This is a genomic window from Dactylosporangium sp. McL0621, assembly GCF_049995355.1.
GTDB lineage: Bacteria > Actinomycetota > Actinomycetes > Mycobacteriales > Micromonosporaceae > Dactylosporangium.
The window spans coordinates 8,674,033-8,688,534 of sequence record NZ_CP188259.1 but is presented as its reverse complement, the minus strand read 5'-3'; the positions used below and the strand labels follow the sequence as shown (position 1 = coordinate 8,688,534).

Sequence of the window (14,502 nt, the reverse complement as noted above, 5' to 3'; positions counted from 1 at the left end):
GGGGGGCTTGGTGCGCCCGGCCCGAACCGCGTCAGCTCTCGACGTTGACGATGACGCGACCGGTCTGCAGGCTCGTGTAGCCCCAGGGGCCGTAGACGTCGGCGTTGCCCACGGCGTAGGCGTCGCCCTTCTTGAAGGGGGCGCCGCCGCCGGCGACGGCGACGTGGACCTTGACCTTCTCGGTGGCGCCGGTGCAGGTCTGGCGGTCGAGGCTGCCGCTGCCGTTGGTGGTGCTGCTCCCGCTGACCGTCTGGGTGACGGTGACGTACAGGGAGTACTCGGACCCGGCGGGGCAGGTGACGTTGACCGTGACGACGGTGGCGGCGCCCTTGGCCTTGAGCTGGGCCTGCTTGACGATCTTGATGGCCGGCGCGCCGCCGGACTCGGACTGCAGGTTGACCGCCGCGCCGGCCGGCACGGCGAACGCGAGCACCGCGCCGAGCGCGAGCGCGCCCGCGCCGAGGTGGGACTTCTTGAGCTGCACTTAGGTGACCTCCCCGTTCGATGGTGGTACGGACTCTTCGCTGTGGTGCGGGCCCGCCAGGCCGGCGAGCACCCCTGCCAGGAGCGGGATGACCGCCAGCTCCCACAGGAAGTCGAATGCGCTGTGCACCGCGAGCGCGGCCAGGGCCGCCACCGCGCCGGCCCACAGCGGGTCGCCGGTCCGGCCCCGGCGCACCGCGAGCGCGAGCGCGGCGAGCAGCGCCAGCAGCAGCACGGCGCCGACGAGACCGAGGTCGACGAGCCACTGGAGGTACTCGTTGTGCACCCACCGGCTCGCCACGAGTTGCCCCTGGAAGTCGAACCAGAAGTACCGCGCCCGGCCCGGGCCGGTGCCGAGGAACGGGTGCCGGGCGGCCTGCTCCAGCGCCGAGTGCAGCGCCCCGGAACGGCCCTGGGAGGCGAGCGTGAACCGCCGCGCGAGTACCGCATCCAATGTGGACGGTGCCAGCAGCGGGACGGCGACCGCGCCGGCGGCGGACAGGACCAGCGCGGCCGGCGGCGGCAGGAGCGCGATCAGGGCGCCGGCCGCCAGCCCGGCGACGGCCAGGAGCGGGCGGGGCTCGGCGGTGGCGGGGAACGACGGGATGAGCGCGGCCAGGGCGACCGCGGCGCCGAGCGCGGGCGGCGCGAGACGCCGCAGCACATCCCGGCGGCGCAGCGCTTCCGGGCGGGGCACCGCCTCCGAGCGGGGCACCGCCTCCGAGCGGGGCACCGCCTCCGAGCGGGGCACCGCCTCCGAGCGGGGCACCGCCTCCGAGCGGGGCACCGCCTCCCGGCGGGGCGTGACGACCAGGAGCGCGATCACCCCCGCGGCGAAGGCGATCGCCCCGGCGCGGCTGAGGGTGGCCCCCAGTCCTGCCAGGATGAGGTACAGCAGCAGGCTTTGCGCCTTTGTCGTGGCGATGCTCAGGGCGAGCAGCGCGGCGGCCGCCAGGAACGCGGCCGCCGCGTTCGGGTAGGTCAGGGTCGACGACCCCCGATACAGCGTCGACTCGACCAGCACCGACCAGCGCCCGATCCGCCACGCGACGCCCGCCCAGGCCGTGACGGCGACGAGCCCGCCGAGGCCGGCGAGGCCGAGGGCCAGGTCGGCCGGGCGGGCGCGGCGGGCCGCCGTCATCCCCGCGACCAGCGTGAGCAGGCCGAGGCCGATCCCGGCCGCGTCCGCGAGGCCGCCCGCCGTGGCCGCCCGCAGCAGCGCCCACGCCGCGACGGCCGCCGCGGCGACGACGATCCGCCGGTCGAACCCGCTCCGGTCGAAGGCCAGGGCGAGTGCGACAAGTGCGAGGACGGTCACCAGGATGCGGCCCGGGAGGTAGAACCCGCCCTGCGCCACGACGCCCGCGGTGATCGCCGCGAGCAGCGCCAGGGTCGGCGCCGACCACGCCCCGGCCGTGCCGGAACGCGCCGGAATCGCTTGCAGCGCAGGCGAATCCACCACAACCACCCTCCCCGTCAGAGTGTTGAGCCGTGACCGACTATAACGACTCGTGACGATGCGTGAGGGTGTGATATCCGACTGGAACCTTTTGGCCGTTCGAAGCGTTCAGGTCTCTTTCAGCAGCTCACGTCGATGTCGAGGACGGCGACCGTCCGCGGGCCGGCGAACACGACGGTGCCGACCTCCGGGCCCTCCTCCTGGTCGTCCCAGTCGACGGGGAGGAAGCCGGTGCCGTGCACGGTCCCGGGCTCCGCGCGCTCGAGGAGGACGTCGAGAAGGTCGTGGCACAGGTGGGCCGCGATGTGGTGCTCGGGCAGCGCCGGGTACGCGCCCTCGCCGTTCCAGTCGGCGCCGAGGTCGTTGAGGCCGCCCCGGGCCACGTTGAGCAGGGCGGTGCGGATGTCGCTCGGGGAGTACACCCGGAAATCCGGCTCTTCGTCGTCGGGCTCCTCCCGGGTGCGCGCCCACCAGGCGCCCGGGCCCGCGTCGACGTCGCGGGGGCCGAGGAAGGCGCGGAAGGTCACCGGGTCGTTGTTGTTGAGCCAGAGCTGGTTGCTCAGCAGCGTCATGAGGCTGGGCAGCCGGCTGCCGTCGGGCGGCGGCGCCACGGCGGGCGCGGGCGCGATCGTCAGCCGCAGCGTGCGGTCCTTCCAATCGTGCACGAGGAGCACGAGGTCGTCGGCGGGAACGCGGCGCAGCTGCACGTACCGGCTGCCGAGCTCGCCGGCGAGGTACTCGCGCAGGGCGCGGCCGCGCGCGTCGGGGGCCGGCAGCCACTCGGCGAGCAGGGCGGCCACGTCCGGCACCGCGTCGCCGTCGAGGGCGTCGGCCGCGGCGAAGGAGGCGCGCCAGCCGGGCGTGGCGTCCGGGGACCAGGCGGCGAGCAGCCAGACGGCGGCGAGCACCACCGCCTGGGGGTCGGTCGGCAGGGGCTCGGCGCCGAGCGGGCCGGGCAGCGCATGCGGGTGCCAGGGGTCGGTGTAGCTGGTGAAACGGTCCACGGGGAGATCGAACCACACGGGCCGGGCCTCCATTGACAACAATCTTTACCGATCGATATGGTGAGAGCGCTCTCAAGACGCCACCCCGCCCTCGGTACCGTCGTCGTGAGAGCGCTCTCTCATGCCCGTCCGTAACGGAGGACACCGCCATGCTCCTCAGACGACGACTGCTCGGGCTGCTCGGCACGCTGGCCCTGGCCGGATCGGCCGCGGCCGTCGCGGCCGCGCCGGCCGCCCATGCCGTCGGCCCGAACCTGCTGCCCGTCACCGTCTCCAACACCACCGGCCGCGGCGACGCGGTCTACCTCTACGTACTCGGCGTGCAGCTCAGCAGCGGCCGCCTCGGCTACGTCAACTCGGCCGGCACGTTCACGGCGTGGAGCGGCGGGCAGATCCCGCCCTCGCCCGCCCCGGACGTCTCGATCGCCGGCCCCGGCAACGGCGGCTCGACCACACTGCAGTTCCCGCGCGGCTTCTCCGGGCGGGTGTACTTCTCCCTGGGCGAGAAGCTGAAGTTCTTCCTGACCCCGGACGGGCTCGTGCAGCCCGCGCCCTGGGCGTCCGGCGACCCGAACCAGAACATCCTGTTCGACTGGAGCGAGTTCACGTACAACGACGCCGGCCTGTGGATCAACAGCAGCCAGGTCGACATGTTCGCGGTGCCGCACGCGGTCACCGTCACCGGCGCGAGCGGCGCCACCCAGCGCACCGGCGACCTCGTCAACGACGGCCGCAACGCGGTCATCAACCAGATCAAGGCGCAGCCGGGCTGGGCCAACACCGTGTACACGCGCTCGGACGGCACGGTGCTGCGCGTGCTGTCGCCGGGCAAGGCGGCCGGGGCCGGGCTGCTCAGCCCCACGCTCATGGACTCCTACATCACGTCGGCCTGGAACGCGTACACGTCCAAGACGCTCACCGTGGTGCCGTTCGCCGACCAGCCGAACACGAAGTACTTCGGCCGTACGTCGGGCAGCACCATGACGTTCACGAACACCTCGGGCGCCGTGGTGACCTCGTTCAACCGTCCCGGCAGCGCCGACGTCTGGGGCTGCGCGGGCAACCTGCCGGCCCCGAACGACCAGGTCGTCGGCCCGATCTCGCGCACGCTGTGCGCGGCGCTGAACCGGGGCACGCTCGGCACGGTCGACACCCAGCCGGACCTCAACGCGGCCGGCTTCTACAAGAACAACCCGACGAACCAGTACGCGCGCATCATCCACGCGAACATGGCCGACGGGCGGGCGTACGCGTTCCCGTTCGACGACGTCGGGCACTTCGAGTCGCTCGTCACCGACTCCGACCCGCGCGCGGCCTCGATCATCCTGAGCCCGTTCGGGGCCGGCGGTGGCGGCGGCGGCCCGATCTCGTCCACCACCTGGTACAGCACGGTGAACAAGACCAGCGGCAAGTGCGTCGACGCCCGCTCGTCGGGCACCGCGAACGGCACGGCGATCCAGCAGTACACCTGCAACAACACCTATGCGCAGCAGTACCTGTTCCAGCCGACGAGCGACGGCTACGTGCGGGTGAACAACCGCAACAACTCGGCCCAGGTGCTCGACGTCGACGGCGTCTCCACCGCGGACGGGGCGGTCGTACACCTGTGGGCGTACGGGGGCGGCACCAACCAGCAGTGGCTGCCGGTCTCCGAGGGTGGCGGGTACTACCACTTCGTCAGCCGCAACAGCGGCAAGTGCCTGGACGTGCCGAGCGCCTCGACGGCGGACAGCGTGCAGTTGCAGCAGTGGACGTGCAACGGCACGGGCGCCCAGTCCTTCCGGCTGACCGCCCAGTCCTGACGATCGGAGGATGAGCCCCGGGCCGGAACGCTCCCGGGGCTCATCCCTGGAACGTTCCGGGCTCATTCCGGGATCCGCTCGGTCGTGGAACCGTTCGGTCGTGGAACCGCTCGGTCGTGGAACGGCTCAGTCCTGGAACCGCTCGGGCTCGGTGACCCAGCCGGCCACGAGGACCAGGCCGGTCGCACGGTGCACGGCGGCGAACCCGAACGGCCGGTCGAACACGACGCTGACGACCTGCCGGCGGTGGGTGCGCTCGGGGAAGAAGGCCCCGGCGAGCCGCAAGGCGAACGCGGTGACCGCGGAGGCCTCGAACCCGGTGGCCCCGAACTCGGCGACCGCGTCCTGCCGGGCCTGCGACACGGCCAGCGGCACGGGGCTGACCCCGGGAAAGTGCCCGGTGCTGGAGTCGGTGGCGGCGCGCAGCCCGAAGACGCCGGCCCGCTCGAGCAGGTCGTGCGACCCGCCGACCCGGAACCGCACGGTGCTCACCTCCAGCTCGGGCACGTCATCGGTGGCGTCCACCTCGCGCACGGCAACCCCGGGCCCGGCCCGCCCAGAGTCGAAGGCGGCCACGTCCGTCGTTGTGAGCGCGGCGATCGCCGCCGGTAGTACCGCCGCCGGCGGTTGGTCCGGCTCGCCCAGGGCCAGCACGACGTCCACGTCCTCGGCGCCCGCGACGGTCAGCAGCGTGACCGGGCCCGCCGGGGTGTCCGCGACCCGCAGCGCGCGCAGCGCCCCGGCCCCCCGCGTTCGGCGGTTCAGGCCGGCCAGGGCGCGCCCGGCCCAGGGGCCGGACCCGGGCCGCTGCACGCCGTCGTCGAACGGCTCGGCCCAGGCCGTGCGGACCGACAGCGCGCTGGCCAGCACCATGAGGGTGTCCTCGCCGACGCGGACGGGCAGGGCCGGGACCGCGCCGGCGGTCTGCTCCGCGGCCCACGCGTCGAGCAGCGGCTGGTCGACCGCGGGGTCGCCGGTGAGCGCGCCGCGCCGGGCGGGTGGGACCGCGGCGGTGAACTCGGGGGTCAGCGGCACCTCGGCGCGCGACCAGACCGCGGTCGCCATCCGGGTGGTGGGCGACTCCGGCAGGTCCAGCGGCTCGGGCGCGACGGCCAGGAGCTCCTCGCCGGCCGGACCGGCGGCGAAGGGGGCGAGCAGCGCCAGGAGCACATACACGCCGGCGCCGGACAGCACGGTGCCGCTGTCGTCCACTGTGGACGCCCAGCGGGCGGTGAGGGCGTTGGCGTTCGCGGTCGTCATGCCCGCAGCCTACGGCGGCTCACGCCGACTCGCGCACCACCAGCTCGGTCGGGATGATCACCGCGGCCGGGCTGTCGCCCTCGACCTGGCTCAGCAGCAGGCGCACCATCTCGGCGCCGATGCGCGGGTACGACTGGCGGATCGTGGTCAGCGGCGGCTGCGTGTTCGTCGCGATCTGGCTGTCGTCGAACCCGCCCACGGCCACGTCGGCCGGGACCCGCAGGCCCGCCCGGTGCAGCGCGTTCAGCGCGCCCGCGGCCATCAGGTCGGAGGCCACGAACACGGCGTCGAGGTCGGGGTTGTCGGCGATCAGCCGCAGCATGGCCGCCTCGCCGCCGGCGCGGGTGTAGTCGCCGTGCGCGATGAGCCCGAGGGCCTCCGTGCTGTCCAGGGCCAGGGCCTCGCGGTAGCCGGCCAGCCGCTCCACGCCGCCGGAGGTGTCCAGCGGGCCGGTGATGGTCGCGATGCGGCGGCGGCCGGTCGAGCGCAGGTACGTCACCATCTGCCGGGCCCCGTCACGGTCGTCGGCGGCCACGTAGGCGGCCTGGCGCTCGTAGCCCAGCGGCTTGCCGCAGACCACGACGGGCAGGCCGCGGGCGAGCAGCTCGGGGATGAGCGGGTTGCCGCTGTGGGTGGAGACGAGCAGCGCGCCGTCGACGTGGCCTCCGGTGAGGTACCGACCGAGGCGCTTGCGGTCTTCGAGGCTGCTCGCCAGGGTCAGCAGCAGGGTGATGTCGTGCTTGGCCAGGGCCTGGGTGCAGCTGTGCAGCAGCACGTTGAAGTTGGGGTCCTCGAAGAGGCGCTCCTGCGGCTCGGACAGGATGAACGCCACCGACTGGGAGCGCTGGGTCACCAGGCTCCGCGCGTGCTGGTTGACGACGTAGCCGGTCTTGCGCACGGCGCGCTCGACCGCCTCCTGGGCGGCGTCGCTGACGTCGCGGCCGCCGTTGAGGACCCGGGACACCGTGCCCCGGCTCACCCCGGCCGCCGCCGCCACGTCGTTGATCGTGGGGCGGCGGGCGGGGCGACGTCGGGTCTCGCGAGGTTCTGGCACGCCGCCATTCTGCAACACCGGCGCGGCCCGCTCAGCCCTTCACGGCGCCGGACAGCAGGTCAACGCGCCAGTACCGTTGCAAAGTGAGAAATAGCAGGACCAGCGGCGTGATGGACAGTAGTGCGCCGGTCACTACGAGCGTGTACAGCACCGGTGTGGTGTTGCCCTGCTTCAACATGGTGTATAGGCCGACCGTGACCGGGAACCGGTCGTCGGACGTCAGCATGATGTACGGCAGCAGGAAGTTGTTCCAGATGGCCACGAACTGGAAGAGGAACACGGTCACCAGCCCGGGGACCATGGACGGCACGGCGACGCTGGCGAAGATCCGCAGGTCCCCGGCCCCGTCGGTGCGGGCCGCCTCGACCAGCGAGTCCGGCACGGCCGCGGCGGCGTAGATGCGCGCGAGGTAGATGCCGTACGGGCTGAGGATGCTCGGCAGCAGCACGGACCAGTACGTGTCGGTCAGGTGCAGGCTCGCCAGCAGCAGGTACTGCGGGATCGCCAGCACCACCGCGGGCACCAGCACCCCGGCGAGCAGCACGTTGAAGACCGTGTCACGGCCCGGGAACCGGTACTTCGCGAGCGTGTACCCGCTGATCGCCGACACGGCCGTCGACAGCAGCGCCCCCACTCCGGCGTAGAGCGCCGTGTTGAGGATCCACTGCCAATAGATGCCGCCCTGGTACCGCGAAAGGTCGCCGATGTTGTCCAGCAGCGCGGTGCCGGGGGCGAGCGTGAACGTGCGGAACAGCTCGCCGTTGGTCTTCGTCGACGCGGTCACCACCCACACGATCGGCAGCAGGCAGTACAGCGCGCCCAGCACCAGCACGAACGAGGGCAGTACCGCGAACCGCCTCATGACTCCGCCCCGAAGGCACGGCGCTGCACGAGGCGCAGGAAGCCGAACGACAGCACGAGCGTGGCCGCGGCGACGACGACCGAGGCGGCCGCGGCCGTGTGGATGTCGTCGCGCGCGAACGCGTCCTGGTAGATCTTCATGAGCGGGGTCCAGTTCGACGGGAGCGCGTTGGTCAGCGGGCGCAGGGTGGTCGGCTCGCTGTACACCTGCACGGTCGCGATGAGCGAGAACACCGACGTCATGATCAGCGCCGGGGTCAGCATCGGGATCTTGATCTTCCGGGCGATCTGCCACTCGGTGGCGCCGTCGATGCGGGCCGCCTCGTAGAGCTCGGTCGGCACGGCCCGCAGCGCCGTGAACAGCACGATCATGTTGAACCCGGTGCCGCCCCACAGCGCGATGTTGGCGACCGAGAAGTAGATGCTGGTCGGGCCGAGCAGGTCGACGGGGTGCTGGCCGGCCCGGGTGAGCAGGTACTGGCCCGGGCCGACCGACGGCAGGTACATGAAGCCCCACATCAGGCTCGCGATCACCGCCGGCACCGCGTACGGCATGAAGATCGCCACCCGCGAGAACCGCCGGGCCCGGGCCCGGGGCAGGTCCAGCAGCAGCGCGAAGAGCAGGGCCAGGCCGAGCATCGTCGGCACGAGCAGGCAGCCGTAGATGAGGACCCGCACGGCACTGTGCCAGAACTCCCCGTCGGCGAATACGGCGCGGTAGTTGGCGAGCCCGGCCCACGACTCCACCCGGGCGGCCGCGCCGAGGCCCAGGCCCCGCACCTGGACCCGGCGCAGCGAGAGGTACCCCGTGTAGCCGATCGGCACCACCATGAACAGCACGAACAGCACGATGGCGGGCGACAGGAACGCGTACGGGACCCGGTGTCTCATCCGACCTTGAAGCCGTTCTTCTTCAGGTCGTCCACGGTGGACTGCTGCATCGCCGTGAGCGCTCCCGGGAAGGGCGTCTTGTCGGTGATGGCCTTGCCGAAGGCGTCCTTGTAGGTGGCGTACGTGACGTTCACGTTCGGCCCCCAGGTGACCCCGGCGGCCGTGCCGGCGATGGTCTGCGCGAGCGTGTAGAACTCGGGCTGGTTGCTGAAGAACGCCGGCGGCTTGGCCAGCGCGCCGCCCGACTGCGCGGCGGTGGCGGCGGGGTAGATGCCGCCCTCGGTGATGAGCCCGGTGACCGCGGCGGTGTCGGTGTTGAGCCAGATCGCGAACTCGGCCGCCTCCTTCTGGTGCTTGCTCTTGGCCGCGACCGCGGTCGACGAGCCGCCCCAGCTGCCGGTCTTGTGCTCGCCGGCGCTCCACTGCGGCAGCTCGGCGATGGCCCACTTGCCCGCCGTGTCGGGAGCGTTCCCGGACAGCACGCCGGGGCCCCAGACGGCGCTGGGCCAGGCGATGAGCGTGCCGTCGTTGAGCGCCTTGTTCCACTCGGGGGTGTACATCGGCTGCTTGTCGATGTCGCCGGAGGCGACCAGGCCGCCCCAGAAGTCGGCGACCTTCTTGGTGGCCGGGTCGTCGACGTGGACGCTCCAGGTGTCGCCGGAGATGCCGAACCACTTCGCGCCGGCCTGCTGGGCGAGGCCGGCGAACCAGCCCGGGTCGCCGGAGGAGAACGTGGTGAGGTACCGCTTCGGGTCCTTCTGCCGCACCTGCTTCGCCGTCTGCGCGAACTCGTCCCAGGTGGCCGGCACCTTGAGCCCGAGCTGGGCGAAGACGTCCTGGCGGTAGTAGAGCATCATCGGGCCGGAGTCCTGCGGGATCGCGTAGACGGCGTCCGTGCCCAGCGTGATCGTGCTCCACACGCCCGGGGCGAACTTCGACTTGGCGTCGCCGGTGTACTTCGAGATGTCGCCGGCCGCGCTGTTGCTCACAAGGGTCGGCAGGGCCTGGTACTCGGCCTGGAAGAGGTCCGGCGGGTTGCCGGCCTTGTTGGCGGTGAGGACCTTGGTGACCTCCTCGTCGCCCTGCGCCTGCTTGCTGACGGTCACGTGGATGTCGGGGTGGGCCGTGTTCCACTGGCTCACGACCTTGTCGATGCCCGGCACCCAGGACCAGAAGGTCAGCTCGACCTTGCCGCCGGATGCCGATGAGTCGTCGTCCGAGCCGGAGCAGCCGGCCGCGGCGAGCAGCAGCGAACCGGCCGCCGCGGTCGCGAGAAGAGCGCGCGTCGTGCGCTTCATGAGGGTCTCCAACAGTGGGGGTGTATGACTGGGAGCGTTCACAGTTTTGGCCCGGCAAAGCACGGTGTCAAGGGATCGGTTCTGCGCTAGAGTGCGTCTTCGGAGTCTGGGAACGTTCACGGTCAGGAGCACGGCTATGGGGGATTGGCGGCTGGACGGCCTCGCCTACGGCGGGGACTACGCCCCCGAGCAGTGGCCCGAGGAGGTATGGGCCGAGGACGTCGCCCTCATGCGCGAGGCCGGCGTCAACCTGGTCAGCGTCGGCATCTTCAGCTGGGCACTGCTCGAGCCGGCGCCGGGGGAGTACACCTTCGGCTGGCTCGACCGGGTCCTCGACCTGCTCCACGACGCCGGCATCCGGGTCGACCTCGGCACGCCGACCGCCGCCCCGCCGCCCTGGTTCGCCAAGCGCCACCCCGGCGCCCGGCTCGTCGACCGGGCCGGGCACACGCTCGGCCAGGGCGGGCGGCAGAGCTTCTGCCCGAGCTCGCCGCAGTACGCCGCGGCCGCCGCCGGCATCGCCGAGCAGCTCGGCCGCCGCTACGGCGACCACCCGGCCCTCGTGCTGTGGCACGTGCACAACGAGTTCGCCGGGGTCAACGCGCACTGCTACTGCGACACCTGCGCCGAGGCGTTCCGGGTCTGGCTGCGCGAGCGCCACGGCGACCTGGGCACGCTCAACGCCGCCTGGGGCACCGCCTTCTGGGGCCAGCGCTACGGCGAGTGGGACGAGATCGAGCCGCCGCGGCTCGCCCCCACCGCCGTCAACCCGGCCCAGCAGCTGGACTACCTGCGCTTCTGCTCCGACACCCACCTGGCCAACTACCGGCGCGAGCGCGACGTGCTGCGCTCGCACTCGGCGGCGGTACCGATCACGACCAACTTCATGATCGCCAACTGCAAGTGGGTCGACTACTGGAAGTGGGCCGGCGAGGTCGACATCGTGGCCAACGACCACTACCTCGCCTCCGAGCGCCACGACCGCCACGTCGAGCTCGCGATGTGCGCCGACCTCACCCGCAGCCTCGCCGGGGGCGCGCCCTGGCTGCTCATGGAGCACTCCACGAGCGCGGTGAACTGGCAGCCGCGCAACATCGCCAAGCGCCCCGGCGAGCTGGCCCGCAACAGCCTCGCCCACGTGGCCCGCGGCGCCGACGGCGTCATGTTCTTCCAGTGGCGGGCCTCGCGCTTCGGGGCCGAGAAGTTCCACTCGGCGATGCTGCCGCAGGCCGGCACCGGCACCCGGATCTGGCGAGAGGTCACCGAGCTGGGCACCCGGCTGGCCGGCCTCGGCGGGCTGCGCGGCACCCGGGTCGCGGCCGACGTCGCGGTGGTGTGGGACTGGGAGGCGTGGTGGGCGCTGGAGCTGGAGTGGCGCCCGTCGGTCGACGTGACGTTCCGGGAACGGGTCGAGGCGTACTACGCCCGGCTGTGGGAGGCACACCTCACCGCCGACTTCGTGCACCCGGAGGCGGACCTCGGGCGCTACCCGCTCGTCGTCGTGCCGTCGCTGTACCTCACCACCGCCGCGGCCGCCAAGAACCTCGACGCGTACGTGTCGGGCGGCGGCACGCTCGTGGTGTCGTACTTCTCCGGCGTGGTGGACGCCAACGACACCGTGCCCGACGGGCCGTACCCGGGCTCGCTGCGCGAGGTGCTCGGCGTGACGGTGGAGGAGTTCCTGCCGCTGCGCGCGGGCGAGCGGGTGCTGCTCTCCGACGGCTCGGCCGCGGATGTCTGGGCGGAGGACGTACAACTGGCGGGGGCTTCTCCGGTTCTTTCCTATGTGGACGGACCGGCGCCGGGCGGCCCGGCGGTCACCCGGCACGAGCGGGGTGCCGGCGTCGCGTGGTACGTCTCGACCCGCCTCGCCGACGCCGACCTCGGCCGGCTGCTGGAGCGGGTGTACGCCGACGCGGGGCTGGGCGCGCGGCCCGCGGTGCCGTCCGCAGTGGAGCTGGTACAGCGGCCGCCCTATCTGTTCGCCATCAACCACGGCGCCGAGGCGGCCGAGGTGCGCGGGGTGGCCGTGCCCGCCGGTGAGGTGGTCGTGCTGTCGTCGCCGTCGCCGTCTTCCTCGGAGGGGGCCGGACCGTGATCATCGAGGTGCGCCGGGCCGAGATCCTGGCCGCGGCCCGGCAGCGCGGCGGGGTCGGGCTGCGCGAGCTGAGCCGGCGCTTCCACGTCTCCATCCCCACCATCCGCCGCGACCTGTCCGCCCTCGCCGAGCGCGGCCTGCTGCGGCGGGTGCACGGCGGTGCGGTACCCCTGACGCCCGTCCCGGTCCCGGACCCCGCACTGGGCGATGTCCGGGCCGCGGCCGCCCTGGTCGAGCCGGGCATGGCGATCGGGATCTCCGGGCGGCGCCTCGGGCCGCGGCTGGCCGCCCTTGTCGCCGGCGTGCCCGCGCTGACCCTGGTGACGCCGATGCTCGCGGTGGCCCGGGCGGTGCGGGGTGACACCGTCACCCTGCTGCTGGTCGGCGGCGTGCGGACCCCGACGGGCAGCCACGCCGGGCCGCTCGCCGAGCAGACGCTGCGGGGGCTGCACCTCGACATCGCGTTCGTGGAGCCGGGCACGGCCGGCGACGAGCTCGCCGCGGCGACCGACCGGGCCATGCTGCGCCGGGCTCGTCGGCGAATCAGCCTGTAACCGCCGTTTCTTCACCATATGATGGGGTTCATGCCGTCCGAAGTCCGCGCCGCCTACGAGGAGATGCTCGCCACGCAGGTCGTGCCGCGGCTGCGCGCGCTGGGCTTCGACGAGGCGCTGCGCCGTGAGCTGCCCGAGGACGGGCTCGTCGCGGTCGGGTTCGTCGGCGAGGGGGCCACGTTCCCCGGGCAGCTGTCCTTCGCGATCGAGGTGCGGGCCGCGACCGGGCGCTGGGTGGCGTACGCGCGCGAGACCGGCGCCGACGAGCTCGCCCAGCTCTGGAGCCGGGTGGCGCCGCCGGCCGGATTCGGCTTCCACAGCGGCAGCGACGACTGGAACCTGCGCACGGCCGGGGATGCGCCCGGCTACGGCACGGAGATCGCACGGCTGCTGGGCGACGTCGTCATGCCCGGGATCGACCGGCACCTGGAGCTGAACGGGGCCCTGGAGCGGGCGTTCGCGGCCGGGGACGCCGTCGCCGCGTTCGGGACGCCGCCCGCACTGCCCGGGATCATCAACCGGATGTCGTACCTCGGCCCGGACGACCCGTACGTGGAGTGGCTGCGGGCCGGCGCCGCACACGCCGGCCCGTCGTGAAACTTCCGCGCTTCGCCGTGGTTTTTTCTGCTACGCCTTCCAGCTCACGTTCGGGTTGATGTGGCCGGTCCAGTCGAACAGGGCCATGTTGTCCCACTGGTCGCCGGTGCCGTTCATGTTGGCCGGGTCCCAGCCGTTGCCCTGGATGGCGTACCAGGTCGGCTCCCAGTAGAAGACCCCGACCGCGCCGGCCGAGCGGGCCGTGTTCTGCACGGCGGTGAACTCCGCGCCCTGGCCCTGCCACGTGGCCGGGTAGCCGGAGCACGGGGCCGAGCCGCCGATCGCGTTCGGCTCGGAGTCGGCGTTGGCGGCCGTGAACGGGTACGCGGTCTCGGCGAGGATGACCGGCTTGCCGTACCGGGTCCGCACGTCGTTGATGACCGAGGACAGGTTCGCCAGGGTGCCGTGCCACATGCAGTAGTACGACAGTCCCGTGATGTCCCAGGTCACGCCCTTGGCCCGGATGCCGTCGTAGAACCAGCGCGCGTTGGCGTCGCTGTCGGCGTCCGCGGTGTGGATGATGACCTTCGTGGCGCTGTTGCAGGCCTTCGTCGCGTTGTACCCGGACTTGAGCAGCAGGCTCAGGTTCGTGAAGTCGTTGTTGACGACCTTGCCGTCGTTCCACAGCATGCCGACGTTGATCTCGTTGCCGATCTGCACGCTGTCGGGCGTGGTCCCCTGGGCCTTGAGCGCGTTGCACACGGACAGCGTGTAGTTGTACACGTCGGTCTGCAGTGCCGAGATGTTGTGCGACGCCCAGGCCGCCGGCTTGTACTGCTTGCCCGGGTCCGCCCACGTGTCCGAGTAGTGGAAGTCGATCATCACCTGCAGGCCCTTGGCCTTCGCGGCCTTCGCCTGGATCAGCACCTTGGCGAGGTTGTTGTAGCCGCTCGGCGGGTTGTTCCAGACACGCAGGCGCACGTAGTTGACCCCGACGCCCTTGAGGATGTCGAGCGGGTCGGCGGCGGTGCCGGACGCGTTGTAGTACTTCGCGCCGAGGTCGAGACTGCGCTGCAGCGACGACACGTCGGCGCCGCGCATGCTGATGGTGGCCGCGGCGGCGGGGGCGGCGTTGCTGACGGCGATGGCGGCGCCGAGTGCCACGGCGGCGACGATGGCGGTTCTTCGCACGGGCTCTCCT

13 protein-coding genes are annotated in these 14,502 nt (G+C 72.4%); 4 read left to right on the top strand and 9 right to left on the bottom strand.

From position 1 onward, the window contains the following. Window positions 1-31: 31 nt before the first annotated feature. From ACPPVO_RS41160 to ACPPVO_RS41150, 3 genes are all read right to left on the bottom strand, one after another. Window positions 32-484, bottom strand: coding sequence for a hypothetical protein (locus tag ACPPVO_RS41160; RefSeq protein WP_426503996.1), 453 nt, complete (start codon window positions 482-484; stop codon window positions 32-34). Continuing rightward, on the bottom strand, window positions 485-1,942 hold the full coding sequence (locus ACPPVO_RS41155) for an O-antigen ligase family protein (RefSeq protein WP_426503995.1): 1,458 nt from the start codon (window positions 1,940-1,942) through the stop codon (window positions 485-487). 119 nt (window positions 1,943-2,061) lie between these two features. Further along, window positions 2,062-2,946: a hypothetical protein gene (locus ACPPVO_RS41150; RefSeq protein ID WP_426503994.1), complete on the bottom strand. Its 885-nt coding sequence runs from the start codon at window positions 2,944-2,946 to the stop codon at window positions 2,062-2,064. A gap of 149 nt (window positions 2,947-3,095) precedes the next feature. On the opposite strand from ACPPVO_RS41150, the gene ACPPVO_RS41145 reads away from it, so the two are divergent. Further along, window positions 3,096-4,748 (top strand): beta-1,3-glucanase family protein, encoded by a 1,653-nt coding sequence (locus ACPPVO_RS41145; RefSeq protein WP_426503993.1) that lies wholly within the window; start codon window positions 3,096-3,098, stop codon window positions 4,746-4,748. Window positions 4,749-4,874: 126 nt separating this feature from the next. Here ACPPVO_RS41145 and ACPPVO_RS41140 read toward each other — a convergent pair whose 3' ends face one another. Genes ACPPVO_RS41140 through ACPPVO_RS41120 form a run of 5 tightly spaced genes read right to left on the bottom strand, consistent with a single transcriptional unit; the run spans window position 4,875 to window position 10,112 of the window. After that, complete coding sequence (locus ACPPVO_RS41140) at window positions 4,875-6,008, bottom strand: serpin family protein (protein WP_426503992.1); 1,134 nt, start codon at window positions 6,006-6,008, stop codon at window positions 4,875-4,877. 19 nt (window positions 6,009-6,027) lie between these two features. Further along, window positions 6,028-7,062, bottom strand: coding sequence for a LacI family DNA-binding transcriptional regulator (locus tag ACPPVO_RS41135; RefSeq protein WP_426503991.1), 1,035 nt, complete (start codon window positions 7,060-7,062; stop codon window positions 6,028-6,030). Window positions 7,063-7,093: 31 nt separating this feature from the next. Continuing rightward, window positions 7,094-7,924 carry a carbohydrate ABC transporter permease gene (locus ACPPVO_RS41130; RefSeq protein WP_426503990.1) on the bottom strand — a complete coding sequence of 277 codons (831 nt, stop codon included), beginning with the start codon at window positions 7,922-7,924 and terminating at the stop codon, window positions 7,094-7,096. Continuing rightward, window positions 7,921-8,814 carry a carbohydrate ABC transporter permease gene (locus ACPPVO_RS41125; protein ID WP_360372051.1) on the bottom strand — a complete coding sequence of 298 codons (894 nt, stop codon included), beginning with the start codon at window positions 8,812-8,814 and terminating at the stop codon, window positions 7,921-7,923. Before ACPPVO_RS41125 ends, ACPPVO_RS41130 begins: the two co-directional genes overlap by 4 nt. Continuing rightward, entirely contained in the window at window positions 8,811-10,112 is a 1,302-nt protein-coding gene (locus ACPPVO_RS41120) for an ABC transporter substrate-binding protein (protein WP_426503989.1), read from the bottom strand. Before ACPPVO_RS41120 ends, ACPPVO_RS41125 begins: the two co-directional genes overlap by 4 nt. A gap of 136 nt (window positions 10,113-10,248) precedes the next feature. On the opposite strand from ACPPVO_RS41120, the gene ACPPVO_RS41115 reads away from it, so the two are divergent. The 3 genes from ACPPVO_RS41115 to ACPPVO_RS41105 are packed head-to-tail and all read left to right on the top strand — an operon-like array spanning window position 10,249 to window position 13,361. Next, window positions 10,249-12,210, top strand: coding sequence for a beta-galactosidase (locus tag ACPPVO_RS41115; protein ID WP_426503988.1), 1,962 nt, complete (start codon window positions 10,249-10,251; stop codon window positions 12,208-12,210). Further along, the gene (locus tag ACPPVO_RS41110) at window positions 12,207-12,764 is read left to right on the top strand and encodes a DeoR/GlpR family DNA-binding transcription regulator (RefSeq protein ID WP_426503987.1); all 558 of its coding nucleotides are present in this window, start codon (window positions 12,207-12,209) and stop codon (window positions 12,762-12,764) included. Before ACPPVO_RS41115 ends, ACPPVO_RS41110 begins: the two co-directional genes overlap by 4 nt. 30 nt (window positions 12,765-12,794) lie before the next feature. Then, window positions 12,795-13,361 carry a hypothetical protein gene (locus tag ACPPVO_RS41105; RefSeq protein WP_426503986.1) on the top strand — a complete coding sequence of 189 codons (567 nt, stop codon included), beginning with the start codon at window positions 12,795-12,797 and terminating at the stop codon, window positions 13,359-13,361. A gap of 30 nt (window positions 13,362-13,391) precedes the next feature. Here the strand turns inward: ACPPVO_RS41105 and ACPPVO_RS41100 are convergent, their stop codons facing one another. Further along, the gene (locus ACPPVO_RS41100) at window positions 13,392-14,492 is read right to left on the bottom strand and encodes a glycoside hydrolase family 53 protein (protein WP_426503985.1); all 1,101 of its coding nucleotides are present in this window, start codon (window positions 14,490-14,492) and stop codon (window positions 13,392-13,394) included. Between the last annotated feature and the right edge of the window lie 10 nt (window positions 14,493-14,502).